We start from the raw sequence: 25,015 nt of genomic DNA, 5'->3' as shown, positions 1-25,015 counted from the left end.
TGGCTTCCTAATTTTCACCCACTGGAATGCATTCGCTCGCCTCCAAAGCTCGCTCGTACTCGTTTGCGCTTTGCCGAGCCGCTAGAGCGATATCGACCATCGACCGGATATGGCTTTTAGTATGATCGGCCATCACCTGCATGCGCCATCGGCAGGCGTTCCGGGCGACGGCAGGGAACTCGACCAGATTCACGATCCCGCCTTCATCGGCCGCGTATTTCGTCATGAGCCGTGAGATCGAAGCATTGCCGAGAACGACGGGCACGATCGCACTCGGCCGCCCCATGACCATGAAGCCTTCGGCCGCAAGTCCGTCACGGAGCAGCATCGTGTTTGCGAGTAGGCGCGCCCGGCGCTCATCGCCTTCCTGACTGTCGATGATCGAAAGCGCCGCGTCGATGACGGCTGCCTGGATCGGCGTCATCGCATTGGTGAAGGTCGAGGGTCCGCAGCTCGACCGCAAGGCGAACTTCAGGCCAAGATCGTTGCAGGCGACGAACCCCCCGGGCGAGGCGAAGGTCTTCGAGAACGAGCCCATCAGGATGTCGACCTTGCCGACCATGTCCTGAGCGTGAAGGACGCCGAGCCCGCGTTCGCCGAGTGCTCCGAGGTCATGGGCACAATCGACAAGTAACGTCGCGTCGTAGCGACGACAGAGAGCCTGAAGGGCTGCGATATCCGGGATATCGCTGTCCATGGAGAACAGGGTTTCGGTCACCACGAGGATACCGGCCCGCGGGTCGCTATCCCGAATCCGCTTCAGACGCTTCTCGACAGCGTCGGTCGACAGATGCGGGAACCGACTGACGTTGGCCGTTGCGGCTCGGGCACCCTCCTGAAGACAGGCGTGGGCGAGGACATCGATGACGACGTGATCGGTCTCGCGGACCAGCGTCTTGATGATACCGTAGCCCGCAGCCCAGCCGATAGGGAACAGCGTGCAAATCTCGTATCCGAGAAAGCGGGCGAGACGCTCCTCCAGGGCCACCGATAGGGTCGTATTCCCCATCAAGGCCGCAGAACCGGCGCTATGGACACCGAAGCGATCGATCGCTTCCGCAGCGGATCGAACAATGGAAGGATGGCTGGCCAGGGAGAGATAGTCCTGGCTCGCGAAGTTGACCCCAGCGAACAGAACGCCATCCCGGAGAAAACCCTTCACCTCAGGCCCTATTCGCCCTGAGGAAACCTTCTGATACGGATCGAGTCCAACGTCCCCACGTTCAACGAACCAACGTCCGAGTGCGCTCCACCGTGAGATCAGATTTGTCCGACTACCGTCGATGTGATCGGGGATTGAGGAAGACCGAACATCGCGGGACATATACTGAGTCATTCACCACTCGGCAGGACGATCGGAACCAATGCCTACATCGCCGTTAGGTCATGCTCGCGCGCATCACCCCGCTGGGTGACGATTGACGAAGTTCTCGTGGTGCCCCATCAGCGGAAGGCGGCTTGGGGTGGCGATGAATGCTGGATGCGGATGAATTCGGCGATGCGGTGGCGATGCTCTACGAGGCCGCCGCGGTGCCAGAGGTCTGGCCTACTGCCATTGCTCGCCTGGCCCAGATCGCCGGCTGCACTGGAGGGCTCCTCTTCGCCCATTCCAATCTCGGCACCAACTGGGTGACCTGCAAGGAATTCGAGCCGGTATTCAATCGCTTCATGGAACAAGGCTGGATGAACCGGAACTCGCGCATGGCAGGCTTGCTGGCGCATGGCGGGACGGGTTTCATCACCGATTACGACATCTTCTCCGAAGAAGAGCTGGAAACGGCTCCGATGTACACGGACTTCCTTCGACCTGAGGGCTATGGCTGGGGAACTGCCACCCATGTCCGTGCGTCGTCCGGCGAGAACATCGTGTTCACCCTAGAGCGCAAGCTGGAGCTTGGACCCGTATCCCGTCGCGAGGTCGAGGTCCTGGACGGAATACGACCTCATCTGGCCAGGGCCGCGGTCCTGGCTTCGAAGCTCCAGATGCAGCGCGCTCAGGCCAGTCTCGCGTCATTCGAGCAGGCTGGATCTCCTGCGGCACTGATCGATGCCAGGGGAGGCGTGCTGGCGACCAATTCAAGCTTCGAGACGCTTTTCGGGCAGGTCGTGATCCGCGCCAGGGACAAGATCGCGCTCGATGACGATCAAGCGAACGCCTTGCTTCAGAAGGCGCTGTCGGAGCTCGCGCAGGATCGCCTTGGCGACACCCGTTCGATCGCGGTTCCAAACCGTGATGACCGGCCCGCCTTCATCATCCATGTGTTGCCTATCCGACGGCAGGCGTTGGACATCTTCTCGCGTGCGCAGGCGATGCTTGTCGTAAGCACTGCGGATCGAAGCTTACGGATTGAGGCGTCGCTTCTCTGCGAGCTCTACGATCTAACCAGAACGGAGGCAGCTATTGCCAATGGCATGCTTGCGGGTCAGACGGCCGACGAGATCGCGGTCTCCCGAACTGTTAGCCGAGAGACGGTCCGCAGTCAGATTAAGAGCGTTCTTGCGAAGACCGGGTGCCGTTCACAAGTTGATTTCATCAGGCGGCTCGCGAGTATATCTGCATAATCTGAGATCAATAATTCAATCTATTTTTCCACGACCAACGTTCCTGAAATACTCGTATCGTCGCGAGTGAGCAATTGAATATTTATTAAACCTTTTTTTGCGCTAGAATACCTCAGCGAGGATGTTCCTGATTTCTCCTTTCCTGGAAAACGCACAGAGCGAAAAGTGCCAGTAAAACCCTCATTGTCGGGAGACAATTCAAACTCCAAATAGCTGTAGTCATTCTTAAAAACTGCTATTTCCTTGCTTTGGCCTCTCTCCACCTTTTCGCTTAGCGGGGATTCGTCGAATACGCATACGAGAATGATCTCACCCTTGCGGACGCCGCACATTAAGAACCCTATACCTACTAAATCACGATTTTTGATGTCTATCGTGACTTGTCCAACGTAGTTGCCCTCACCAAGGTCGGTTAGCTTATTTTTTGCGCCCTGGCTGGCGTGCGGTTGTTTGGGCGGAAATGGCTGGGAAGGCGGATCTTTCTGTTCGGGTGACATTTTTGTATACAGAGAAGATCCGGGACAATCCTTAGAGGAAGTGGGCTCGACTAATCGGAAGCCAGCCTTCGATTCGTTTATGAACGTGACATTATATGAACAGGATCGGCTTTCACTCTCGAAACTAAAATTTGCTCCCGCTTTTGCAGTTTCTGAGACGCGCCCCAACAGCGATCCTCTAGTATAGGCGACAACATTTCTGTTTGGCAAAATATCGATCTGGAAGAAATTTGCCTCATTGTACCAAGACCCAACCATTTTTGGAAATTCGATCTCTTGCGCGCAAACGGGATTGGATATTGCCGTTAAAGCGAATACGCTACAATAACCAATAATTCTCAAAATTGATTGCCTATTCATTGTTTCAGTTCACGCCACGCTTGAAAGTTCCGTCGGGGCACGGGGCCTCTTTGGGGAAGTTCCTAACAAGGCGAAATTGAGCTTCACTGAAATCTCTGGCGAACAAGACATCATATGCGCACATATAATTTCCACCAGAAAACTCACCCTCGAACATAAAATTTGCACCGTAGCTGGTGGTTTCTCGAACCCGACCTTGCAGACTTCCATTGCTGGTAGAGACACGGCTTCGGTTGTCGATCGTGAATGACCTGCTCCTGCCGGGAGACATGTTATCCGTATTTATCCAATTTCCTATAATTCGATTATATTCGGAGTAGGGCTGCGCTTCGGCTGCGCCTGCGAGGCAAATCGTGACCGATGCGATTAAAAGCCCGGCTTTAATCATGAGTTCTTCCCCTATGAGGCGGTCCATCAACTTATATTTTAGAGATCTAGCACGGGTATTCGACGACAAGCCCCTGGATTGCGATGTTGCTTGGGCTTGATTGGTCAAGGCCCAGCAAAATTCGGTACTGATCTATGAATTTGACCAGCGCAGCGATGTGATCTGGAGTTGAGCTTCCGACGGGCAGACAGGCCACATCTCGACTGATCGTAGATGCTATGGCTTGCATGACGCCGTAACAGAGCCCTGCACTGAAAGCCGCGTCGAAGCTGACAGGCCCGTCAAGTCGGTTTTCAGCATGACGTCGAGGGATTGGCACCCTTCCATGAAGCCTTGCGCCGACCAGAGAGATTCCGCGGAGAACGCTTTCATCGGCAACATCGCTGCGATGACGGTCGCGACAAGTAGTGCAGTCCTCATTTGATGGGCCGTGTCTCAGAGTGCGTCGCCGAGAGCTAATTTGGCCCGCTCCTAACCAGCCGACATCACCCTGCGGGGTGACGCCATCTATTTCCCTCTTGGGTTGGCTCCACTGATACCCAAAGCCGCCTGACCGGCTGGCTGATCGCGTAGGACGCGCAGGTAGAGCCGCAAGCGCCTGCGGACACCGATCACCGCTCTCCCGAGGAGGCTACACGCTCTACGAGGCATCCTCCCTCGTCGAGATGACCCGCTTGACAAGCGGTATCTTGTTCTTCATTTGTTCAAGTCATGACGAACGCCCTTCCCTTCAACTTCGCGGGTCAGCGCCTGATGCGCACCGTCGCTGTGCGTCCGTCGCTCATACGCTAATCGCTCCCGACCCCGCCCTTGATCGGTCAACGCGGATGCCCACGGCATCCGCTCCGGGACGAGCGTATCCATGTCCTTCATCAGTCACTTCGCGGATGGTGCCGCGACCGGTCGCGATCCGCTGGCCGTCGTACGCAATACGGCATCGAGCCATTCATTCTCGCCGCGCGGCACCGTTCGATGCGTCGGCCAGCCGTTGTTTCGTTCACAGACTGCCCGCGATCTCGGGTGTCTTTTGGACGTCGACCCATCTGTCGTTTCCTGGTCCTGTCTTCCCCTGGTGTTGGAACACGAAGGACAACGGCATGTGCCGGATTTCTCGGTGACGAGAGCGAACGGCACGACGCTCGCCGACGTTGGCGAGGATGGCGCCATCCATCTTCCTGACTGGGCGGCCGGCGCCGCTCGGAAAGCGGGCCATCAGTACGAGTATCGGCGCGTCACGGAACTTCGTGAGGGCTTCCGTTTCGAGAATGCCCACGATCTGCTGCGGTACGCGCGATTCCGCGCACCGCTCGGTGACCGCATCCGACTGCTCACCTTGATCGATGACCAGGGTCCGCTGCCGCTCGCTCACTGCATGCAGGCGGTTCGGTGCGGCAGTGATGCGATAGCGGTGATCGCCTCGCTGGTCCTCCGGCGGTTCCTGGATATCGATCTCGACGAAGCCCGGATCGGTCCGGATACTCGCGTCTCCCGCTTTCGCGGCTGATTACCCTCCTCTTTGCCCGGCAGACCCTGCCGCCGATCCCCAACGTGGGATCGGCTCCATGGAGTTCAACCATGCTGTATCCCTTCAACGACCGGCGTCCGTTCGCGGACATTGCGACCGATATCGAGCGCCTGCGAAGCCTCGTTCGGGATCTTGAATGCATCCGACGCGGTGAGCACCCCGATGATGCCACGCTCGCGGATGCTCCCGCGCTCCACGATTGGAGCCTCGCGCGTCGCCCCGAGGCCTGCCTCGCGGGGACGATGCTCGGCCATCCCAAGATCCCCGACGGGCAGCCCGGCGTGACGTCGGGTGTGTGGTTTCTCGCGCCCAATCTGGGATATGCGCGGTCACTGACACGCTTTTACGCCCTCGGACGGCCGCTCCCGTCTCCTCTCATCGGTAGGAGGCTTTCGTGATTGGCCGGAAGCACTCCATCGTCGGGGAGGCTCGTTCAAAGCGATCGCCTGATGCCGCCATGGTTCTGGCGCAGATCGAAATCGTGCGTGCCTTGCGACGCTCCGACCTGCATCACGCCCTTCGAGGACTGCCTTGCATCATCGGGTTCCTGGTTGACCCGGAGGACGGCAAAATCTTCGCGGAGGCAGCGAGAGATATCTTCAAGTCGCCCTATAATCGCCGTCGGGACAATGCCTACGAAATCGTCCACTGGGATGCCGAGAATCCCGGAGGTTCCAAAAAGGCGGATGCATCGCTGCGTCATGTCCTCTCGGCGAACAACCGCGTGTTCGGGTTCGCCGCCGAGATCGACGACATGCCGATGCTCTTTCGCCAAGCTGCGGACGCCATCGTCCAGACGAACCCGATCGACGACCGCGCATTGAAGGCCGTCTTCCGCGCATTGACAGGTTCGGCGCCATCATCCGATGCGATCTCCGAGGCCGTCGCGGCTCCGCTTCATCTGCTGGGCATTGCGATCAGGCGTGGGCGAAGCCCCAATTCTTCAATCCGCATGTTGAAGAAGCTGATCGCAACCCGGAGCGAGGCAGCAAAGCCGCCGCAGGTTTCAGATGGCCCCACCCTAGCCGACCTGCACGGGCTGGGTGAGGCTTCGGATTGGGGGCAGCGTCTCGCTGCGGACCTCGATGACTACCGGTCGGGCCACATCGCTTGGGCGGACGTTGATCGCGGAGCGCTGCTTGCTGGCCCGTCCGGGACCGGGAAGACGACCTACGCGCGGGCATTGGCACGAACATGCAACGTGCCGCTCCACGTCCACTCGCTTTTCCATTGGCAAGCCCAAGGTCATCTGGGAGATCTATTGAAGGCCATGCGGTCGGCGTTCAACGACGCTCGGCGGGACGCGCCCTGCATCATGTTCCTAGACGAACTCGATGCGTTCGGCACGCGCAACGGGGCCAGCGACCAGCACGAGCAATACACTCGTCAGGTGATCAATGGGTTCCTCGAGTGCCTTGATGGGATCGCGGGAAGAGAAGGCGTCGTGGTCATCGGAGCGACCAACCTCCCTTCCAAAATCGATCCTGCGATCCTTCGGCCGGGCCGTCTCGACAAGATCATCGTCATCCCCCTACCCGACGCGACCGCTCGCGAGGGCATCCTGCGTTACCATCTTGGCGACTCGCTCGCCGACACCGACCTCTCGGACATCGCAACACGGCTGGAAGGCGCATCCGGCGCGGTCATCGAACAGCAGGTCCGCGACGCGCGCAGGCAAGCCCGATCCGCGCGGAGACCAATCGTGCTCGACGACCTCCTCGCCAGCATTCCGGCTCGGCAACCCCTGTCCGCGGCTTCGTACCGACGGGCTTGCATCCACGAGGCCGGTCACGCGCTCGTCGGGCATCTGTTGCGGCACGACACCGGAAGTGCGCCTCGCGAGGTCGTGGTCTTCCGCGAGATCGCCGCCAACGGCTCCGGAGGGCGGACGACGTTCTCGCTCGACCACGGTCACGACCGGACGCTCCAATCCCATCTGTCGAGGATCACCACCTTCCTCGCAGGACTCGCAGCGGAGAGCGTCGTGCTCGGCGAGATCGGAGACGGAGGGGGTGGAGCGGATGACACGGACCTCCATCGCGCCACCATCATGGCAGCCGCCACGGAGGTTTCGCTCGGCCTGGGAGAGAGTCTTGCATATCTGTCGGCACAGAACTCCGAGGACATCCTGACCTGGCTTCGATGGGACCCGGCGCTCCGGAAGCGGGTCGATTCCATCCTCGACGATTGCATGGAATGGGCGACCGAGCTGATCGCGGAGCGTCGGGAGGCCTTCGACGTCATCGTCGGCGAACTGGGCGCCAGGGGCCGCGTTTCCAGCGAGTTGATCGAGGAGCTCCTCACGGCCCATGGCCCCAGAGATCGGCCGAACCGCTCCGCCAAGGCAATCTCCGCGTTGGTCAAGAAAGCCTCCGAATGAATCCTATCCGTCACATTCAACGGTCCGGCTCGACCAACTCACTCGAACCGGAAGCCGAAAAGGCCACCCTTCGGCGTATCCTTCAGAACGACCGGCAGCACGTGCGACCGGGCGTCGAAGGTTTCCGGGAACGGAAGCGCGTCGAACTTGTCGCTGTTCATCGTCACGAGGTATTGCCGGCCGTGGGCCTCGGCGAACGACCCCGCAATCTCGATGGCGGCGGCAACCTGTCGCGCATCGACGCCATCGAACAGGTGGCTGTCGTGGATCAGGAACCCCGGCCCGCCGAGAGTCGCCGATGTCACCTTGAACAGGGCGTAGTCCATCGCGAAGATCTCCATGTTGGAGATGCCACCGCTTCGGTCGCCCGCAACCGAGACGATGAATTTCGGGCCGGATTCCGTGGCCTCGATACGGAGGGATTTCGGCCGCTCCGGCCCGTAAAGCGCAATGAGCGCCTCGTTCACCGCCAGCACCGCCGCACTCACCGCGGACAGGCGGACCTCCAAATCTTGATCGAGCCGCTGCTTCAGCGCGATGCGCTCGATCTTCTGACCCGCCTTGTCGGCCTCGAGGCGTTGCAGGGTATCCTTCTGCGCCCTGAGCTGGCTGACGCGTTGCTCGGCATCCGCCAGGCGCCGTTGGATGTCCGCGAGATCCGCGAATGCGCCCTTGCCGGACAGGTCCCTCAGGATTTCGGTTCTGCGCGACGTGCTGGTCCGACGCTCGGTCTCCAGGACGGCGAGTTGGTTGCGGCTTCGCTCCAGCTCCATCGCGAGATGCGTCCTGCGGTTCGAGATGACCGCCTCGTGAAACTCGCGAACCTCCTCGAACCCCCTGCGGACGCTGTCGGGAAGCTGTATGCCGACCTCGGCGTAAAGCATCTCGACGGCCTCGATGCCCGGTGCGGTTTCGGCAGCAAGGCTCGCCTCGATGTGGTCGATCACGTTCCGGACCTCGATCGCCGACCTGCTCAGCCGATCCGCTGCGCGTTTGGCAGCCGCCGCCTCCTCCACCAGGTCGTCGTAATGGGCCTCGACCTCGAAGCCCTCGAGCTCCGTCCGAATGCGTTCGGCCCGCTGCTCGGCGAGCACGAGTTCGGCCGTAGCCGCGGCGAGCGTTCCGAGTTTCGGATCGCGTGCGGAGGCAAGTCTCGATTCCGCCTGGAGGTCCTTCCGAGCCAGCTTCCGGCGCTCGAAATCCCGCGAGATCGTCCAATCGAGACCAAACAGGTAGGACAGGGCGAGATGACCCTCGGCATCCGGGATGGCGCTCGCGTATTTCGACGGACTATTGAAGCCATTGTCGCCGCGGCGACGGGCGAAGTAGCCGAACAACGAGCGAAACGTCGGCCCGCCCTGCTCGAAGACGGTGCCCTCTACCGTCAACGGAAGCTTGAAGCAGACGTTTCCCAGCCAGGCGGTCCAATCCTTTACGCTGACGTGGGGAGCGAACAGATCACCCTCGGCACGCAGCGGAACGATCGGTTCGGATGCGAACTTCACGAACACCTTGTCGCGGTCGTTGACCTTTCGCTCAACGCGCAGGCGCGCGCCTCCGAACGTGAACTCGCCCCAGAACGACGCATTCTTGAGCGCATCCGCCTTGAAGACGGAATCGCCGTCCATGCGGCTGCCGAGCAGGAAATGGACGATCTCCACCACGCTGGATTTCCCCAAGCTGTTGCGGCTGTCCTTCGAAGACGAACTGGTGTGCTGGTCGGCCAGCAGGACATTCAGCCCGGGGCTGAACGCGAGCGTGCGAAAGGTGCCGATCGAACTGCCGATGCCGTGGATCATTACCGGGACCGCCCCGCGATCGCGAGAAGCCCGTCCCGCAGTTCGACCACCCCCGTCGCGAAGAGGTATGTTAGGGCGAGCGTGAACCAGTCGAAGGTCAGGCTCTTCCCGGCGAACTTGCGACGGGCCCGCACTCCCTCCCAGACCTCGGTCACCGAGCGTGGCCCGTCCTTGATGACGACCAGGGCTTCGCCGCCGATGAATACCAGAGACCGGTCCGCCGGAAGGAACTTGCTGGGTAGTATCACTGTACCGACTCCGCAGCCACCGCGAGCTTGTCCTCGAAGATCACACAGGACTCGAACATCGAGGCGAGGACAGCCATGGCGGCTTCATAGCGGCCGTCATACTCGTTGACGTACCCGGCGAGTTCCTCGTGCAGATGCTTCAGGATTCCTCCGGCGTCAAACCCCTCCGCTTTGAGGGCCACGTAACGCAAGCGCATGAAATCCGGCAGCACGAGCGGGGCGTTTCCGTCGGGGAAGGATCCAAGGATTCCCTCCACCATGGGGGCATGCAGAAGATAGCGCGTCAGGTTGTCCCTCCAGCGTGAGGGAATATCATTGTAATCGAACTTCTCGACGGGCGGCTTCCCCTGTCGACGATCACGGGGTGGAGCGGCATCGATCTCTTCGATTACCCGCTTGATGATCAGGTTCACGGTCTCCGGGAGGCGCTCGACCGCATTGGCGCTGTAGACGCGAATGCCGATCAGGTCCTCAAGGTCATCTTCCTTCAGGGCGTCCAGCAATTGCCGGAACATCTGCGGACCCAGAAGCCCCACCTCGATCCCGTGGGATTCGCCCGCTGCCCGCACTTCGAGGTAGGCGTCCACCAACGGACGCGGCACGTCTGTCAGATTGTGCGTGAAGAGCCACCGCTTCATGGCAGGAGTGCTCAATCGAGCGGTCTCGAAGTCCGCCTTCATCTTGTCGCAGACACTGTCGATCCGCTCTACGGATCCCTCTCGCGCTCCATAGCACTGGTAGAGAGTTCCGTCGCTCGGACGAAACCCGTCCATGCCGCCGTCGCCGCGGTTTCCGTGGACTCGCACCCGAATGAAGTCCCCGGGATATAGCCTGCTGAAGAAATCCGCGACGAAGTCCTGGAAGGATTTGCCGTCCGACGAGCGGAGCTTCAAATCCAGCATCGGCTTCCAAAGTCGTTTCGACACTTCGCCTCCCCAAGACAAGCAGGAAGCAAGCTATTGGGAGTTCCCCAGCGGCACAACTTCCGCAAGCAACAGTCGCCAAAGTGATGAGAAGCCCGCGATCGACCCTTCTCACGGGATTCGATCCTGATATCGATCACCGGGGGAACGAGCAGCTTATGGGCTAAACGCGCAGGTTATGGGTGAGATCACATGACCTGCCGAGGGTGATCGCCGAGGCGAAGCCCGAATTGCAGCATGTCCCAGCACTCCTGAAGGTTCGGCCATTTCGCCATTTCGTCGGACCAGGCCGCGCCGAATTGCGGCCCGCGCAGCCCTTCCGGGTCTTCCGCGGAGAAGACCTGCGCGATCGCGCCGTTTGGCCATTGCAGGCGGCGCAGCGAGGGCTGCCAGATCGGCCGCTCCCAGCGCGTGTGGATTGCGAGCAGGCCGGAGACACCCTCGATCATCACGTCGCGCACCTGACCCTGGGTCTCGCCGATCAGGGCGATGCGCCCGGTCCGTATCTCTGCGAAGGGCGGATGGCCCAGTGCCATGCCCTTGACCCATTCGGCGCCGGTGCGGGTCTTGCCGGCGCCGCGTCCGCCGAGGACGAGCCAGATCGGCTTCGCAGGTTGGGGCGGCAACTGGTCCGGCCGCGCCCAGATCGTCCACTCCGCCATCACGGTCTCGACAATCTCAGATGGGGCCGTCTCCACCAGCTTCTTGAGCACCCTCACCCGCCTCTTCGGCGGCAAGTGCTTCAAGACGTCGAGCAAGCTCCTGACGGAGCTGTGCGACATGTCGCAGACCGTCCGCAGCAGAGAGTTCATCAGGCTGCTTATCCCTTTTCGCGGTCTGCGGCTCTTCGATCGCGACCAGCTCGCGCACGGTCCGCGCCAGCGTCGCCAGTGCCTTGGCGTCGGCCTCGCTCGCCGGTGCCCCCTTCGGCAGATCGGCGAGATGCTGCTCATGTGAATCGAGCTGGCGCTTGGCGGCGTGCCAGAGCTGGCCCACCACCGCTCTCCGGGAGACCGGCTGGCGTTTTCGCTTCGGTGCGGCGGGCGGTGGCAATGTTTCCATGCTGTCGTCTTCGGCCATGCGTCCCTTCCCGGATGACGGGCACGAAAAAGCCGCCGGCTGAGGGCGCGGCGGCTTCGTTCGGGCAGATTTCGTGAGCGTTCCTGATCTCTACACGATCAGCGTCACGTTGTCAAGATAATATTCCTACAACCTGGAGGCGCAAACTGCGAGAAAAAGTCAGGCTTGTTCCTTCTCGATCCATTTGTAGGTCGCGGCCGGAACGTAGTTCCCCATCCGGTCCAGCAGCGTCGCCGGCTCGGTATCGGTCATCGCCATGGCGCGATGGCTCTGCTTCAGGAAACCAGCCTCGACGGTCTGGTCGAGGAAGGTCGCCAGCGGATCGTAGAAACCCGCAACGTTCAGCAGGCCGAGCGGCTTGGCATGGATACCGAGCTGCCCCCAGGTCCAGATCTCGAACAGCTCCTCGAAGGTGCCGATGCCGCCGGGCATGGCGATGAAGCCGTCCGAGAGCTCGGCCATCCGCGCCTTGCGGGTGTGCATGGTGTCGACCACCTCGAGCCAGGTCAGCCCGATATGGCCGACCTCCTTGTCCTTCAACGCCTTGGGAATGACACCGTGAACCTGGCCGCCCGCTTCCAACGCCGCGTTGGCGACAATGCCCATCAGCCCGACGGCACCGCCGCCATAGACCAGCGTCAGACCGCGCCGGGCGATCTCGCCGCCCATGGCCCGGGCTCCCGCCGCATAGACGGGATCAATGCCGGGATTGGAACCGCAGAAGACACAAACCGATCTCATGTACCAAGAGCCTGCAAGATACGGGCCCAGGAACGCTGGCCCTTGTGGAAGGAGGACATGTCGTACTTTTCGTTCGGCGAGTGCACTCGGTCGTCGTCGAGGCCGAAGCCGACGAAGAGGGTATCGATGCCGAGCGTCCGCTTGAAATCGCCACCGACCGGGATCGAGCCACCGCTGCCGATCGAGACCACGCGCCCACCCCATTCATCGGCGAGTGCCGTGCGCGCCTTCTGAAGCACCGGCGAATCCGTCGGGACCGCCAGCGCCGGCGAGCCGGAATGGCTGATGAACTCTGCGGAGACATCCTCCGGCAGCCGGTCGCGGACGAACTGACGGAAGGCTTCGGCGATCTTGGCCGGATCCTGATCGCCGACGAGGCGGAAGGAGACCTTGGCCGAGGCTTTTCCGGGAATGACGGTCTTGCTGCCCTCGCCGGAATAGCCGCCCCAGATGCCGTTGACGTCACAGGTCGGGCGCGACTGGATCTGCTCGATCAGCATGCGCCCCTTCTCACCGATGGAATGCTTCAGCCCAACCTGCCCGAGGAACTCCTTCTCCGTCAGGTTGAGATCGGCCCACTCCGCCTTCTGGGCATTGGTCGGCTCATGCACGCCTTCGTAGAAGCCGGGAACTGTGATGCGGCCGTTCTCGTCGTGCAGCTCGCCGAGGATCTTCGTCAGCACATGGATCGGGTTGCAGGCCGCGCCGCCGAACAGGCCGGAATGCAGATCGCGATCGGCAGCCGTCAGCGTCACCTCCTGATAGACCATGCCGCGCAGGGTCGAGGTGATCAGAGGCGTCTCGCGGTCCCACATGCCGGTGTCGCAGACCAGCGCGTAGTCGGCCTTCAGCTCGGCAGCATTGGCCTTGATGTAGCCGGGAAGGTTGACCGAGCCGGATTCCTCCTCGCCCTCGACCAGGATCGTCAGCCCGATCGGTAGGTCGCCGGTCTCAGCCAGCATCGCGCGCACGGCCTCGATGAAGGTCATCACCTGCCCCTTGTCGTCGCAGGCGCCGCGAGCCGAGATGACCTTGCGGCCGGGCTCCAGCTCGCGCACGGTCGGCTTGAACGGGTCGGTGTCCCACAGGCTCAGCGGGTCGACCGGCTGCACGTCATAATGCCCATAGAACAGCGCATGCGGCGCGCCCGGCTTCGGCCGATGGGCGAGGACGACGGGGTGTCCGCCGGTCTCGCGCAATTCCGCCTTGAAGCCGAGAGATTCAAGATCGGCCCTCAGCCATTCGGCAGCGGCGCGTGTCTGCGCATTGAACGCCGGATCGGTGCCGATCGAAGGGATTTCGAGCCAGGAAGACAGGCGTTCGAGGGAAGCGTCGAGCCCGGCGTCGAGACGGTCGAGAATAGCGGGGAGCTTGGTCATGGCAGCCATCGGAAGCGATTCAGGTGACGCCATCATGGCAAGAGCCCAAACCGGCGTCAGCCCACAATCGTGCATTGCCGCCCGGCCCGATCGCAGCTCTAATTGACAACGCTTCGCAACTGCATTGACAGCATGCGGAACGGCGGCTACTTCTTATTGCAAACAAGTCGCAGCAAGGTCAGATCATGTCGCAAGGCGCCCCGGAATCCTCGTCGATCTGGCTACGATCGCGGGGCGAGCCCTCCCTGACGGATGTTTTTCGCACCATCAAGGTGACGCCGACCTCCTCGACCTGGCGAAAGTTCCTGGCCTTCTTCGGTCCGGGTTATCTCGTCGCCGTCGGCTATATGGACCCCGGCAACTGGGCAACCTCGCTCGCCGGCGGCGCCCAATTCGGCTACACGCTGCTGGTCGTCGCCCTGGTCTCGAACCTGATGGCGATCATCCTGCAGTCGCTCTGCGCGCGGCTCGCCATCGCCACCGGCCGCGACCTCGCCCAGGCCTGCCGCGACGCCTATCCGCCCTACATGGCCTGGCCGCTCTGGCTGCTGGCCGAGCTCGCGATCTGCGCGACCGACCTCGCAGAAGTGATCGGCACCGCGATCGGCCTCAACCTCCTCTTCGGCATCCCGCTCGAGATCGGCGTTCTGATCACCGCCTTCGACGTCTTCATCATCTTATGGCTGCAGACGCGCGGATTCCGGTGGATCGAGGCCTTCATCATCACGTTGCTCGGCGTCATCGCGCTGTGCTTCGGCATCCAGATCGCGCTCGCCGATCCGAACTGGGGCGAAGTGATCCGCGGCTTTGCGCCGACGACCGAGATCGTGACCAACCCGAACATGCTCTACATCGCGCTCGGCATCATCGGCGCGACGGTCATGCCGCATAATCTCTACCTGCACTCCGGTATCGTGCAGACCCGCGCCTATGGCCACACACTGCCTGAGAAGCGCGAGGCACTGAAGTTCGCGACGATCGACTCCACCGTGGCGCTCTGCTTCGCGCTGCTGATCAACGCGTCCATCCTGATCCTCGCCGCGGCGACCTTCTATAAGGCCGGCCATCACGACGTCGCCGAGCTCGGCAAGGCGCAGGAACTCCTGCAGCCGCTGCTCGGCGCCTCGATCGCGCCATCGCTCTTCGCCATCGCCCTGCTCTGCTGCGGCCTCAACTCGACCGTGACTGCGACCATGGCCGGGCAGATCGTGATGGAAGGCTTCCTGCGCATCCGCCTGCCCGCCTGGATGCGGCGGCTGGTGACGCGCCTCGTCGCGATCGTTCCGGCGATCGCGGTCACGCTGATCTATGGCGAGAGCCAGACGGCGAAACTGCTCATCCTGAGCCAGGTCGTCCTCAGCCTGCAGCTGCCTTTCGCGGTGGTGCCGCTGGTCATGTTCACCGCATCGAAGGGCAAGATGGGCGCTCTGGTGGCGCCGCGCTGGCTCAGCCTGACAGCGGGCTTCATCGCCGCGATCATCATCCTGCTGAACCTCAAGCTGCTGTTCGATCTCGCGACCGGGGCGTGACGGCGGCGACAGCGTTCCGATAAAGAACTCGTCATGCTCGGGCTTGGCCCGAGCATCTCCTGCCAAAAGACGCGCCAGTGCCCTTTCGGGGCTGAGATTCTCGGGTCTGCGCTTCGCTCCGCCCGAGAACGACGCCCGGGCTCAGCGCTTCCCGGACATCGAGCCGAGAATGCCGCGCAGGATCGCGTTACCCACCTGGCGGCCGATCGAGGTCGCGGCCGAGCGCGCGGCCGAGGTAATGACCTTCTCCGCCATGCTCTGCGGCAGCGGACCGCCACGCGAACCCGGCCCTGTCTTCGGGCGCTGCTGGGGCGCGCCGCCGCCGAGCCAGCCGCCGATCGTGTCGAGGATGCCCCCTCCCCCACCGGTGGACGCCTCGATGGACGAGCCGTCCGGATTGAGGTTCTTGCGCTTCATCAGCACTTCATAGGCCGACTCGCGGTCGATCATGGTGTCGTACTTGCCCTTCTCGGGCGAGGCATTGATCGCCTGCTGGCGCTGCTGCGGCGTGCATGGACCGACCTGCGCCATCGGCGGCGCGATCAGCGCGCGCTCGACCATCTCCGGCGAGCCCTTGCCCTCCAGCATAGAGATCAGCGCCTCGCCGACGGCGAGCTGGCTGATCGCCTCTTCCGTCTTGATCTTCGGGTTCTGGCGGAAGGTCTCGGCAGCGGCGCGCACGGCCTTCTGGTCGCGCGGGGTGAAGGCGCGCAGCGCGTGCTGGACACGGTTGCCGAGCTGGGCCAGCACCGTGTCGGGGATATCGAGCGGGTTCTGCGTGACGAAATAGACGCCGACGCCCTTGGAGCGGATCAGGCGAACGACCTGCTCGACCGCCGTCAGCAGCGCCTTGGGGGCGCCGTTGAAGAGCAGATGCGCCTCGTCGAAGAAGAAGACGAGCTTCGGCTTGTCGAGATCGCCAACCTCGGGAAGCTGCTCGAACAGCTCCGAGAGCAGCCAGAGCAGGAAGGTCGCGTAAAGCCGCGGATTGTTCATCAGCTTGTCGGCGGCGAGGATGTTGACGATGCCGCGGCCGTCGCGATCCGTCTTCATCAGGTCGTTGATGTCCAGAGCCGGCTCGCCGAAGAACAAATCGCCCTTCTGGTTCTCCAGTACCAGCAGCGCGCGCTGGATCGTGCCGACGGTCGCGGAGGTGACATTGCCGTATTTGGTGGTCAGGTCCTGCGCATTCTCGGCGATAAAGGTCAGGATCGCACGCAGATCCTTGAGATCGAGCAGCAGGAGCTTCTGCTCGTCGGCGATGCGGAAGGCGATGTTGAGCACGCCCTCCTGCGTGTCGTTGAGATCGAGCAGGCGCGCTAGCAGCAGCGGCCCCATCTCGGAGATCGTGGCCCGGACCGGGTGCCCCTGCTCGCCGAACACGTCCCAGAAGACGGTGGTGAACTGATCAGGTTCGTATTTCAGCCCGAGTTCCTTGGCCCGGTTGACGAAGGCCGGCTTGGAATCGCCCGGCGCCACGATGCCGGAGAGATCGCCCTTGATGTCGGCAGCGAAGACCGGGACGCCGTTGCGGGCGAAGCCCTCGGCCATGACCTGGAGCGTCACCGTCTTGCCGGTTCCGGTCGCGCCGGTCACGAGACCGTGGCGATTGGCGAGCTTGAGCAGCAGGTTCTCCGGCTTGCCGCTCTTGCCGATCAGAATCGCGCCGTCATCCGCCATCACACCCGCCTATGAGATTTCCCAGAACGTCAGTGGAGGGTGTAACCAAACGACGCAGAAGGCGGAAGCCCAAGCCCGTTGGAATCAGATCGTAAATATGTAAACTATTTTTACTGGGCTTCGCGGCGAAGCCGTTTGGCGAGGGGATTGGGACCATGGAAGAATTGCTCACGCGAGTGGCCGCTGCGGCCGGCATCAACGAGGAACTCGCCCGCAAGGCGGTCGGCATCATCCTCGCTTTCCTGCAGAAGGAAGGCCCGGCGACCGAGATCGGCCAGCTGATGGCTGCCCTGCCGGGCGCGCAGGCGCTCGCGGATGCCGAAGGAGGCGCCAAGGGCGGCATGCTCGGCGCGATCGGCGGGCTGATGGGCGGTGGCGGCGGCGTCATGGCGCTCGGCGGCCAGCTCATGGGCGCGGGCCTCTCGATGGGCCAGATCCAGAGCGTGTCCAAGGAAATGTTCGCCGTCGGCCGCGAGAAGGCCGGCGAGGACGCAATGGGCGCGATCGTGGGCGCCATTCCGGGGCTCGGCCAGTTCGTCTGATCCCGATCGATATTTTTGCGCCGTCGCGACGCCGTCCTTGTGCGGCATAGCGGCGGCGTTTTGTATCCCCTTCGTATTTCTGCACCTGCCCTGCGACGAAGTAGGGATGGCGGTGCGCGCCCGCCCATGGCAATCAGCGCTCCACGGCTGCACATTGTGCGGAAGAGGAGCATCGGCGCGCATGAACTCGGCTGCCCCATCCGACCTTCCCTACCTCGACGCCTTCCCGGCGCCGTCGCATGACGTCTGGCGTGCGGCGGTCGACAAGGTTCTGAAGGGTGCGGATTTCGAGAAACGGCTGGTCGGCCGCACCGCTGATGGCATCCGCATCGAGCCGCTCTACCCCGCTGCCTCCCCCACCGCGCGGGCCTTGCGCTCCGAAGCCGGGCGCTGGCATGTCGCCGCGCGGCTCGACCATCCCGCGCCGAAGGAAGCCCAGGCGCTTGCGCTCGCCGATCTGGAAGGCGGCGCCGACACGCTGACGATCAGCTTTGCGGGCGCGCCGGCGGCACGCGGCTATGGCCTCGTCGCCGATGATGTCGCAACTCTCGATGCCGCGCTCGACGGCGCGATGCTCGATCTCATCCAGCTGCGGCTCGACCCTGCCCCGGAGGGCCGCATCAACGCCTTGCTGCTGGCGGCGCTGATCGAGAAGCGGGGCCATGCGCCGGCCGAGCTTTCCATGGATTTCGGCCTCGACCCGATCGGCGTCTTCGCCGGCCTCGGATCGCTCGCCGTCTCCTGGTCGGAGGTCGGGCGCCGCCTCACTGAGACCATCCGCGCTCTCAAGGACCGCGGCTTCTCCGGCCCGTTCATCACTGTCGACAGCCGCCCCTATCACGAGGCCGGCGCCAGCGAGGCGCAGGAACTCGGCGCAGCGCTTGCCACCGCGGTTGCCTATCTGCGCACGCTCGAAGCGCAGGGATTTTCACTGGCAGAGGCGCGCGACACCCTCTCCTTCACGCTTGTCGCCGACACCGACGAGTTTCTGACGGTCGCGAAATTCCGGGCTGCCCGGCTGCTCTGGAAACGTATCCAGCAGGCGTGCGGGCTGACCCCGAAGCCGGCGCGAATCCATGCGGAGACGGCCTGGCGTTCGCTGACCAGGCGCGATCCCCATGTCAATCTGCTGCGCGGCACGGTCGCAGCCTTCTCGGCCGGAGTCGGCGGGGCGGATTCGCTGACCGTCCAGCCCTTCACCGCCGCGCGCGGTCTGGCCGACGCCTTCGCGCGCCGCGTCGCGCGCAACACGCAGTTGATCCTGCTCGAAGAGAGCAATCTCTGGCGCGTCGCCGATCCGGCGGCTGGCGCCGGCGGCTTCGAGGCGTTGACGCAGGCACTTTGCGAGAAGGCCTGGCAAGCCTTCCAGGAGATCGAGCGGCAGAGCAGCGGCGATCTGCGCGGCATCGTCGCCGGGCTCGCCAACGGTTCCGTCCAGAAGACCCTCGCCGAGCAGAGGGCAGCGCGCACGAAGGCGATTGCCACCCGCCGGGAGCCGATCACCGGCACCAGCGAGTTCCCCAATATCGGCGAGGGCGTGGTGACCGTGCTGGAAGTCGCGCCGGTCGTCCGCGGAGAACGACGTCCTCCCGGCAGCCTCGCCGAGCGCAACCAGGGCGAAATCATACGCTCCTTCGTCGGCGGAGCCGGCCGGGCCGATGCCCGGATCGCGCCCGGCGCGGCCCTGCACGCGGATGCGCTGCCCTCGCTCAGATTGTCGGAGCCGTTCGAGGCTCTGCGCGACAAGGCCGATGCCCTGCCGCAACGCCCGGTCGTCTTCCTGGCGACGCTCGGCTCCATCGCCGACTTCACCGCGCGCGCCGGCTTTGCCCGCAACCTGTTCGAGGCCGGCGGCCTTGCCGCGCCGAGCGGCGACGGCTTCGCCACCGACGGCGCCACCGATCTCGACGCGCTGGTCGGGGCCTTCCGCGCCTCGGATGCGAAGCTCGCCTGCCTGTGCGGTTCGGAACCGGCCTATGCCGCAGAAGGCGCTGCCGCGGCCGAAGCGCTCGCCGCGGCCGGTGCCACGGTCTGGCTCGCCGGCCGCCCCGCCGACAGCGAAGCTTTGAACAAGGCCGGCGTATCCTCGTTCATCTTCATGGGTTGCGATGTGGTCGAGGCGCTCGAACACGCGCAGGCCATCGCAAGGGCCTGATCGGAGACATGAGTTTGACTGCCATCGCCCTCACCATCGCCGGCTCGGATTCGAGCGGCGGCGCCGGCATCCAGGCCGATCTGAAGACCTTCGCGGCGCATCAGGTCTATGGCGCCAGCGTCATCGTCGCGCTGACCGCGCAGAACACGAAGGGCGTCAGCGCCATCCACGCCGTGCCGCGCGACTTCGTCGCCCAGCAGATGGACGCCGTCTTCGAGGATCTCGATGTCGGCGCGGTCAAGATCGGCATGCTGGCGACTGCCGAGTTGATCGAGACAGTCGCAGCCGGCCTGAAGCGCCACGGAGCGAAGAACGTCGTGCTCGATCCCGTCATGATCGCGGCTTCCGGCGCGCGGCTGCTCGAGACATCGGCGGTCGAGGCAATCCGCAAGCACCTCTTTCCGCTCGCGACGCTGATCACCCCGAACCTGCCCGAGGCCGCCGCCCTGCTCGGCTCCAGCATGGCGGAGACCGAACAGGCCGTCGACGAGCAGGCCGAGAAGCTTGCAGCGCTGGGCGCCGCCAATGTCCTGATCAAGGGCGGCCATGGCAGCGGCGATATCAGCAGCGACCTCCTGTTGCTCGCTGGCGGCGCGCGCCAGCGCTTCAATGCGCCACGTGTCTCGACCCGCAACACGCATGGCACCGGCTGCACCTTGTCCTCTGCGATCACCGCCAATCTCGCCAAGGGGCTGGCGCTGCCGGAGGCTGTCGGTCACGCCAAGACCTATATTTCCGCCGCCATCGCCGCCGCCGACGAGGTTGCGGTTGGCCACGGCCACGGACCGGTGCATCATTTCCACCACTGGTGGGACAGGACCGACGGGAGCCAGCCATGACCGCGATCCCGGATTTCACGAAGCTCGCCTTCGCCGACACCCGGACGGCGGCGTCTGCAGACTTAGCGGCGGCCGAACCCTGGATGACACCGGAAGATATTCCGGTAAAGCCGCTCTATACGGCCGCTGACCGCGAAGGGCTGCCCTTCGTCGAGACGCTTCCGGGTATCGCGCCCTATCTGCGCGGCCCCTACCCGACGATGTACGTCAACCAGCCCTGGACGATCCGGCAATATGCCGGCTTCTCCACGGCCGAGGATTCGAACGCCTTCTATCGGCGCAACCTCGCCGCCGGACAGAAGGGGCTCTCGGTCGCCTTCGACCTCGCCACCCATCGCGGCTATGACAGCGACCATCCGCGCGTCGCTGGCGATGTCGGCATGGCGGGCGTCGCGATCGACTCGATCTACGACATGCGCACGCTGTTCTCCGGCATCCCGCTCGACCAGATGAGCGTGTCGATGACGATGAACGGCGCCGTTCTGCCGGTTCTGGCGCTCTATATCGTCGCGGCCGAGGAACAGGGCGTGCCGCAGGCCAAGCTCTCGGGGACCATCCAGAACGACATCCTCAAGGAGTTCATGGTCCGCAATACCTATATCTACCCGCCCTCGCCCTCGATGCGGATCATCGGCGACATCTTCGCCTTCACCTCGGCGAACATGCCGAAATTCAACTCGATCTCGATCTCCGGCTACCACATGCAGGAGGCGGGAGCGACGCAGGACCTGGAACTCGGCTACACGCTCGCCGATGGCGTCGAATATATCCGCGCAGGCCAGCAGGCGGGGCTTTCGGTCGATGTCTTCGCGCCGCGCCTGTCGTTCTTCTGGGCGATCGGCATGAACTTCTTCATGGAAGTCGCCAAGATGCGCGCCGCCAGGCTGATCTGGGCGAAGCTCGTCAAGGACTTCGGCGCGCAGAACGAGAAATCCCTGCCGTTGCGCACGCACTGCCAGACCTCCGGCTGGTCGCTGACGGCGCAGGACGTGTTCAACAACGTGCCGCGCACGATGATCGAGGCGATGGCGGCGACGCAGGGGCACACCCAGTCCCTGCACACCAACGCGCTCGACGAGGCGCTGGCGCTGCCGACCGATTTCTCCGCCCGCATCGCCCGCAACACCCAGATCCTGCTGCAGCAGGAGAGCGGCACGACGCGGATCATCGATCCCTGGGGCGGCTCCTATTATGTCGAACGGCTCACCGCGGAACTCGCCGAGAAGGCCTGGGGCCATATCCGGGAAGTCGAGGCGCTCGGCGGTATGGCTAAGGCGATCGAGGCCGGTATCCCGAAGCTGCGGATCGAGGAGGCCGCCGCCAAGACCCAGGCCCGCATCGACGGCGGCCAGCAGGCGATCATCGGCGTCAACTGCTTCAAGCCGGAGAATGAGGCTTCCATCGAGGTGCTCAAGGTCAACAACGCCTCGGTGCGCGCCCAGCAGCTCGACAAGCTGAAGCGCCTCAAGGCCGAACGTGACGAGACCGAGGTGCAGGCTGCCCTAGCTGCGCTCACCGATGGCGCGGCCGGCAATGCCAATCTGCTCGACCTCGCGGTCAAAGCGGCGCGCGCCAAGGCCACTGTCGGCGAGATTTCCATGGCCATGGAGAAGGTGTTCGGGCGCCACAGGGCCGAGATCAAGGCGATCTCGGGGGTCTACAAGCGGGAGGTCGGCGAGATGAACCCAGCCGTCACGCGGGTCCAGCTGATGTGCGGGGCTTTCGAGGAGGCCGATGGGCGCCGCCCGCGCATCCTCGTCGCCAAGATGGGGCAGGACGGGCACGACCGCGGCCAGAAGGTCATCGCCTCGGCCTTCGCCGATCTCGGCTTCGACGTCGATATCGGACCTCTCTTCGCGACGCCCGATGAAGCGGCGCGCCAGGCGGTCGAGAACGACGTCCACATTGTCGGCGTGTCCTCGCTGGCGGCAGGACATCTCACGCTGGTGCCGGAGCTGAAGGCGGCGCTGGCCAAGGCGGGCCGGCCCGACATCATGATCGTGGTCGGCGGCGTCATCCCGCCGCAGGATTTCGACGCCCTGATCGAAGCGGGCGCCTCGGCGATCTTCCCGCCCGGCACCGTCATCGCCGACGCCGCCGAGAAGCTTCTGGAAGAGCTGAACCAACGGCTGGGCTACGCCCAGCGCACGGTCGCTGCGGAGTAACGAAAAGGCGGGCGCTGCCCTCGGACCGCGCCCGCCCCATGGTCACAGCCGGCGTGGCGACACTTACCGCCAGCCGTAACCATAGCCGTAGCGCGGCGGAGGCGGCCGCATGCCGTAACCGTCGTAGTAGCGGTGCCAGCGACGCTGGCCCCAGAAGCCATGGACGGCGGGCGGCGCGGGCCGCCAATCGGCGCCATAAGCCGGGCGCTCATAGGCGGGCTCGTAACGGCCGCCGAAAGCCTGGGCATTTCCTGCTCCGGCGAAGGTGGAAGCGGCGAGCACGATGCCGCCCAGTGCGAAGGCCGCGAAACCTAAGCGGGCGCGATTGCGGAACATGGTCCCTGTCCTGTCTCGCGGCGGGGAGAATTCCCCTGCCGTGAGAGGAACATTCGCAAAACCCGGCTGAACGCGCTTTGAGGGCGCCGTTCAGCCACCGTTTAACTGCCGGAAAGCTGCTCGCGCTTCAGCAGCAGCGAAGCGGCGATCACGACGATGGCCACGGCCCCGATCATGATCGTGCAGGCGGCATTGATCTCGGGCGACACGCCGAGTTTGACCGCCGAGTAGAGCCGCATCGGCAGAGTGGTCGCGCCGGGGCCGGTCGTGAAGCTCGCGACGACGAGGTCGTCGAGCGAGAGCGTGAAAGCGAGCATCCAGGCCGCCGCCACCGCCGGCCAGATCAGCGGCAGGGTCACCGTCCAGAAGGTGACGAAAGGCGTGGCGCCGAGATCCTGCGCCGCCTCCTCCAGCGAGCGGTCGAAGCCGGCGAGCCGCGATTGCACGACGATACAGGCGAAGCCGAGACCGAAGGTCGCGTGGGCGATCGTGACGGTCCAGAAGCCGCGCTCGACATCGACGGCTACGAAAAGCAGCAGCAACGACAGGCCCGTCACCACCTCGGGCATGACAAGCGGTGCCAGCACCATGCCGGAGAACAAGGTGCGCCCCATGAAACGGCCATGGCGGGCGAGAGCCAGTGCCGCGAGCGTGCCGAGAATGGTCGCCAGCGTCGCCGAGACGACGCCGAGGCGGATCGAAAGCCAGGCCGCATCGAGCAGCGGCTCATTCTGCATCAAGGCGCCGTACCAATGCGTCGAGAAGCCGCCCCAGACCGTCACCAGCCGCGAGGCGTTGAAGGAATAGGCGATGAGCGTCAGGATCGGCAAATAGAGGAAGGCGAAGCCGACGATCAGCGCGAGGATCAACCCGGGGCCGAGCCGGCTCATGCCGCCATCTCCCGTCGCAGCCGCGCCCGCTGGAGCAGGACGAGCGGCAGCACCAGCACGACGAGCAGTACCACCGCCACCGCCGAGGCCAGTGGCCAGTCGCGGTTCGAGAAGAACTCGTTCCAGAGCACCTTGCCGATCATCACGGTGTCGGGGCCGCCGAGCAGGTCGGGGATGACGAACTCGCCCACCGCGGGGATGAAGACCAGCGCGGAGCCGGCGAGGATACCAGGCAGCGAAAGCGGCAAAGTCACCGTGAAGAAGGCTGTGACGGGCGTTGCACCGAGATCGGCCGCCGCTTCGAGCAAGCCGCGATCAAGTTTTTCCAGCGTCGCGAAGAGCGGCAGCACCATAAATGGCAGGTAGGAATAGACCATGCCGAGCAGCACGGCCGTCTCGGTGTTGAGCAGGCGCAGCGGCTCGATTTCGAAGCCGAGGAAAGCAAGCGCAGCGTCGAGCAGCCCGTCCGGCCTGAGGATGCCGATCCAGGCGTAGACGCGGATCAGGAACGACGTCCAGAACGGCAGGATGACGAAGACGAGCAGGAGACCGCGCCAGCGCGACGGCGCCGAGGCCATTGCATAAGCGAGCGGATAGCCGATCGCGAGGGCGAAGAGCGTGGTCAGCGCCGCGATGCGCAGGGAATAGAGATAGCTCTGCCAATAGAGGGGGTCGTCGCCGAGCAGCTTGAAGTTCTCGAAATCGAGCTGCGACAGGAACGCGCCGAGCTGCGCGAGCCCCTCGAAATGCGGCGCATAGGGCGGCAGCGCCGTCGCCGCCTGCGAAAAGGCCATGCGCAGCACGATGGCGAAGGGCGCGAGGAAGAACAGCGCCAGCCAGAGATAAGGCACGGCGACGACGAGGCGGCGAAGCCGCTGCAGCGAAGCGACCGCGCTCATGATGTCACTGCGCCGTCGTGCTCGGGCTTGCCCCGAGCATCTGGTGACATGAGAGGCTGCAGCGCCTCCTTCTGCCAGAGATTCTCGGGTCTGCGCTT

At 63.7% G+C, this 25,015-nt stretch carries 22 protein-coding genes; 8 read left to right on the top strand and 14 right to left on the bottom strand.

Going from position 1 to position 25,015, the window contains the following annotated elements; all coding sequences use genetic code 11:
• Nucleotides 1–7 precede the first annotated feature (7 nt).
• Nucleotides 8–1,336 (bottom strand): aminotransferase class I/II-fold pyridoxal phosphate-dependent enzyme, encoded by a 1,329-nt coding sequence (locus AB4Z16_RS09795; protein ID WP_441511137.1) that lies wholly within the window; start codon nt 1,334–1,336, stop codon nt 8–10.
• A gap of 137 nt (nt 1,337–1,473) precedes the next feature.
• Here AB4Z16_RS09795 and AB4Z16_RS09790 point away from each other — a divergent pair, with 137 nt between their 5' ends.
• A complete protein-coding gene (locus tag AB4Z16_RS09790) occupies nt 1,474–2,562 on the top strand; it encodes a helix-turn-helix transcriptional regulator (RefSeq protein ID WP_441511136.1) in 1,089 nt (362 codons plus the stop codon).
• A 20-nt stretch (nt 2,563–2,582) separates the two neighbouring features.
• Here the strand turns inward: AB4Z16_RS09790 and AB4Z16_RS09785 are convergent, their stop codons facing one another.
• Nucleotides 2,583–3,419, bottom strand: a complete 837-nt coding sequence (locus tag AB4Z16_RS09785; RefSeq protein WP_441511135.1) for a hypothetical protein — start codon at nt 3,417–3,419, stop codon at nt 2,583–2,585.
• A gap of 1,250 nt (nt 3,420–4,669) precedes the next feature.
• Between AB4Z16_RS09785 and AB4Z16_RS09780 the strand changes: the two genes are divergently transcribed.
• A complete protein-coding gene (locus AB4Z16_RS09780; protein ID WP_441511134.1) occupies nt 4,670–5,311 on the top strand; it encodes a hypothetical protein in 642 nt (213 codons plus the stop codon).
• Nucleotides 5,312–5,376: 65 nt separating this feature from the next.
• Here the strand turns inward: AB4Z16_RS09780 and AB4Z16_RS09775 are convergent, their stop codons facing one another.
• Nucleotides 5,377–5,586, bottom strand: coding sequence for a hypothetical protein (locus tag AB4Z16_RS09775; RefSeq protein ID WP_441511133.1), 210 nt, complete (start codon nt 5,584–5,586; stop codon nt 5,377–5,379).
• Nucleotides 5,587–5,789: 203 nt separating this feature from the next.
• Between AB4Z16_RS09775 and AB4Z16_RS09770 the strand changes: the two genes are divergently transcribed.
• Nucleotides 5,790–7,712, top strand: coding sequence for an AAA family ATPase (locus AB4Z16_RS09770; protein ID WP_441511132.1), 1,923 nt, complete (start codon nt 5,790–5,792; stop codon nt 7,710–7,712).
• A 38-nt stretch (nt 7,713–7,750) separates the two neighbouring features.
• Here the strand turns inward: AB4Z16_RS09770 and AB4Z16_RS09765 are convergent, their stop codons facing one another.
• The 7 genes from AB4Z16_RS09765 to AB4Z16_RS09735 form a co-directional block, all read right to left on the bottom strand.
• Nucleotides 7,751–9,511: an ABC-three component system protein gene (locus tag AB4Z16_RS09765; protein WP_441511131.1), complete on the bottom strand. Its 1,761-nt coding sequence runs from the start codon at nt 9,509–9,511 to the stop codon at nt 7,751–7,753.
• Nucleotides 9,511–9,759: an ABC-three component system middle component 6 gene (locus tag AB4Z16_RS09760; protein ID WP_441511130.1), complete on the bottom strand. Its 249-nt coding sequence runs from the start codon at nt 9,757–9,759 to the stop codon at nt 9,511–9,513. The genes AB4Z16_RS09765 and AB4Z16_RS09760 overlap by 1 nt, the downstream gene beginning before the upstream one ends.
• The gene (locus AB4Z16_RS09755; protein WP_441511129.1) at nt 9,756–10,661 is read right to left on the bottom strand and encodes an ABC-three component system protein; all 906 of its coding nucleotides are present in this window, start codon (nt 10,659–10,661) and stop codon (nt 9,756–9,758) included. Before AB4Z16_RS09755 ends, AB4Z16_RS09760 begins: the two co-directional genes overlap by 4 nt.
• Nucleotides 10,662–10,870: 209 nt before the next feature.
• Nucleotides 10,871–11,395 (bottom strand): terminase large subunit domain-containing protein, encoded by a 525-nt coding sequence (locus AB4Z16_RS09750; RefSeq protein ID WP_441511128.1) that lies wholly within the window; start codon nt 11,393–11,395, stop codon nt 10,871–10,873.
• A complete protein-coding gene (locus AB4Z16_RS09745; protein WP_441511127.1) occupies nt 11,361–11,762 on the bottom strand; it encodes a hypothetical protein in 402 nt (133 codons plus the stop codon). Before AB4Z16_RS09745 ends, AB4Z16_RS09750 begins: the two co-directional genes overlap by 35 nt.
• 159 nt (nt 11,763–11,921) lie before the next feature.
• A complete protein-coding gene (locus tag AB4Z16_RS09740; RefSeq protein ID WP_441511126.1) occupies nt 11,922–12,503 on the bottom strand; it encodes an LOG family protein in 582 nt (193 codons plus the stop codon).
• Nucleotides 12,500–13,882, bottom strand: coding sequence for a dipeptidase (locus AB4Z16_RS09735; RefSeq protein ID WP_441511125.1), 1,383 nt, complete (start codon nt 13,880–13,882; stop codon nt 12,500–12,502). Before AB4Z16_RS09735 ends, AB4Z16_RS09740 begins: the two co-directional genes overlap by 4 nt.
• A gap of 185 nt (nt 13,883–14,067) precedes the next feature.
• Here AB4Z16_RS09735 and AB4Z16_RS09730 point away from each other — a divergent pair, with 185 nt between their 5' ends.
• Nucleotides 14,068–15,411, top strand: a complete 1,344-nt coding sequence (locus tag AB4Z16_RS09730; protein ID WP_441511124.1) for an Nramp family divalent metal transporter — start codon at nt 14,068–14,070, stop codon at nt 15,409–15,411.
• Nucleotides 15,412–15,552: 141 nt separating this feature from the next.
• On the opposite strand, the gene AB4Z16_RS09725 is transcribed toward AB4Z16_RS09730, so the two are convergent.
• Nucleotides 15,553–17,091 carry a helicase HerA-like domain-containing protein gene (locus AB4Z16_RS09725; RefSeq protein WP_441511123.1) on the bottom strand — a complete coding sequence of 513 codons (1,539 nt, stop codon included), beginning with the start codon at nt 17,089–17,091 and terminating at the stop codon, nt 15,553–15,555.
• A gap of 155 nt (nt 17,092–17,246) precedes the next feature.
• On the opposite strand from AB4Z16_RS09725, the gene AB4Z16_RS09720 reads away from it, so the two are divergent.
• The 4 genes from AB4Z16_RS09720 to scpA all read left to right on the top strand — a co-directional run bounded on the left by AB4Z16_RS09720 (nt 17,247) and on the right by scpA (nt 22,792).
• Entirely contained in the window at nt 17,247–17,633 is a 387-nt protein-coding gene (locus AB4Z16_RS09720; protein WP_149130337.1) for a DUF2267 domain-containing protein, read from the top strand.
• 181 nt (nt 17,634–17,814) lie between these two features.
• Nucleotides 17,815–19,788 carry a methylmalonyl-CoA mutase subunit beta gene (locus AB4Z16_RS09715; protein WP_441511122.1) on the top strand — a complete coding sequence of 658 codons (1,974 nt, stop codon included), beginning with the start codon at nt 17,815–17,817 and terminating at the stop codon, nt 19,786–19,788.
• A 14-nt stretch (nt 19,789–19,802) separates the two neighbouring features.
• Nucleotides 19,803–20,627: a bifunctional hydroxymethylpyrimidine kinase/phosphomethylpyrimidine kinase gene (thiD, locus tag AB4Z16_RS09710; protein WP_441511197.1), complete on the top strand. Its 825-nt coding sequence runs from the start codon at nt 19,803–19,805 to the stop codon at nt 20,625–20,627.
• Entirely contained in the window at nt 20,624–22,792 is a 2,169-nt protein-coding gene (gene scpA, locus AB4Z16_RS09705) for a methylmalonyl-CoA mutase (RefSeq protein ID WP_441511121.1), read from the top strand. The genes thiD and scpA overlap by 4 nt, the downstream gene beginning before the upstream one ends.
• A 63-nt stretch (nt 22,793–22,855) precedes the next feature.
• On the opposite strand, the gene AB4Z16_RS09700 is transcribed toward scpA, so the two are convergent.
• The 3 genes from AB4Z16_RS09700 to AB4Z16_RS09690 all read right to left on the bottom strand — a co-directional run bounded on the left by AB4Z16_RS09700 (nt 22,856) and on the right by AB4Z16_RS09690 (nt 24,917).
• A complete protein-coding gene (locus AB4Z16_RS09700; RefSeq protein WP_441511120.1) occupies nt 22,856–23,128 on the bottom strand; it encodes a hypothetical protein in 273 nt (90 codons plus the stop codon).
• A 101-nt stretch (nt 23,129–23,229) separates the two neighbouring features.
• Nucleotides 23,230–24,018, bottom strand: a complete 789-nt coding sequence (locus tag AB4Z16_RS09695) for an ABC transporter permease (RefSeq protein WP_441511119.1) — start codon at nt 24,016–24,018, stop codon at nt 23,230–23,232.
• Nucleotides 24,015–24,917, bottom strand: a complete 903-nt coding sequence (locus AB4Z16_RS09690; RefSeq protein WP_441511118.1) for an ABC transporter permease — start codon at nt 24,915–24,917, stop codon at nt 24,015–24,017. Before AB4Z16_RS09690 ends, AB4Z16_RS09695 begins: the two co-directional genes overlap by 4 nt.
• Between the last annotated feature and the right edge of the window lie 98 nt (nt 24,918–25,015).

The organism is Allobosea sp. TAF32 (assembly GCF_052113585.1).
Taxonomy (GTDB): Bacteria; Pseudomonadota; Alphaproteobacteria; order Rhizobiales; family Beijerinckiaceae; genus Allobosea.
This window is presented reverse-complemented; position numbering and strand designations above follow the sequence as displayed.

Coding starts and splice junctions, on each gene's coding strand:
- AB4Z16_RS09795 (WP_441511137.1), bottom strand. CDS start 1,336: ATGACTCAGTATATGTCCCGCGATGTTCGGTCTTCCTCAATCCCCGAT.
- AB4Z16_RS09790 (WP_441511136.1), top strand. CDS start 1,474: ATGCTGGATGCGGATGAATTCGGCGATGCGGTGGCGATGCTCTACGAG.
- AB4Z16_RS09785 (WP_441511135.1), bottom strand. CDS start 3,419: ATGAATAGGCAATCAATTTTGAGAATTATTGGTTATTGTAGCGTATTC.
- AB4Z16_RS09780 (WP_441511134.1), top strand. CDS start 4,670: ATGTCCTTCATCAGTCACTTCGCGGATGGTGCCGCGACCGGTCGCGAT.
- AB4Z16_RS09775 (WP_441511133.1), bottom strand. CDS start 5,586: ATGGCCGAGCATCGTCCCCGCGAGGCAGGCCTCGGGGCGACGCGCGAG.
- AB4Z16_RS09770 (WP_441511132.1), top strand. CDS start 5,790: ATGGTTCTGGCGCAGATCGAAATCGTGCGTGCCTTGCGACGCTCCGAC.
- AB4Z16_RS09765 (WP_441511131.1), bottom strand. CDS start 9,511: ATGATCCACGGCATCGGCAGTTCGATCGGCACCTTTCGCACGCTCGCG.
- AB4Z16_RS09755 (WP_441511129.1), bottom strand. CDS start 10,661: ATGCTGGATTTGAAGCTCCGCTCGTCGGACGGCAAATCCTTCCAGGAC.
- AB4Z16_RS09745 (WP_441511127.1), bottom strand. CDS start 11,762: ATGGCCGAAGACGACAGCATGGAAACATTGCCACCGCCCGCCGCACCG.
- AB4Z16_RS09740 (WP_441511126.1), bottom strand. CDS start 12,503: ATGAGATCGGTTTGTGTCTTCTGCGGTTCCAATCCCGGCATTGATCCC.
- AB4Z16_RS09735 (WP_441511125.1), bottom strand. CDS start 13,882: ATGACCAAGCTCCCCGCTATTCTCGACCGTCTCGACGCCGGGCTCGAC.
- AB4Z16_RS09730 (WP_441511124.1), top strand. CDS start 14,068: ATGTCGCAAGGCGCCCCGGAATCCTCGTCGATCTGGCTACGATCGCGG.
- AB4Z16_RS09725 (WP_441511123.1), bottom strand. CDS start 17,091: ATGGCGGATGACGGCGCGATTCTGATCGGCAAGAGCGGCAAGCCGGAG.
- AB4Z16_RS09720 (WP_149130337.1), top strand. CDS start 17,247: ATGGAAGAATTGCTCACGCGAGTGGCCGCTGCGGCCGGCATCAACGAG.
- AB4Z16_RS09715 (WP_441511122.1), top strand. CDS start 17,815: ATGAACTCGGCTGCCCCATCCGACCTTCCCTACCTCGACGCCTTCCCG.
- scpA (WP_441511121.1), top strand. CDS start 20,624: ATGACCGCGATCCCGGATTTCACGAAGCTCGCCTTCGCCGACACCCGG.
- AB4Z16_RS09700 (WP_441511120.1), bottom strand. CDS start 23,128: ATGTTCCGCAATCGCGCCCGCTTAGGTTTCGCGGCCTTCGCACTGGGC.
- AB4Z16_RS09695 (WP_441511119.1), bottom strand. CDS start 24,018: ATGAGCCGGCTCGGCCCCGGGTTGATCCTCGCGCTGATCGTCGGCTTC.
- AB4Z16_RS09690 (WP_441511118.1), bottom strand. CDS start 24,917: ATGAGCGCGGTCGCTTCGCTGCAGCGGCTTCGCCGCCTCGTCGTCGCC.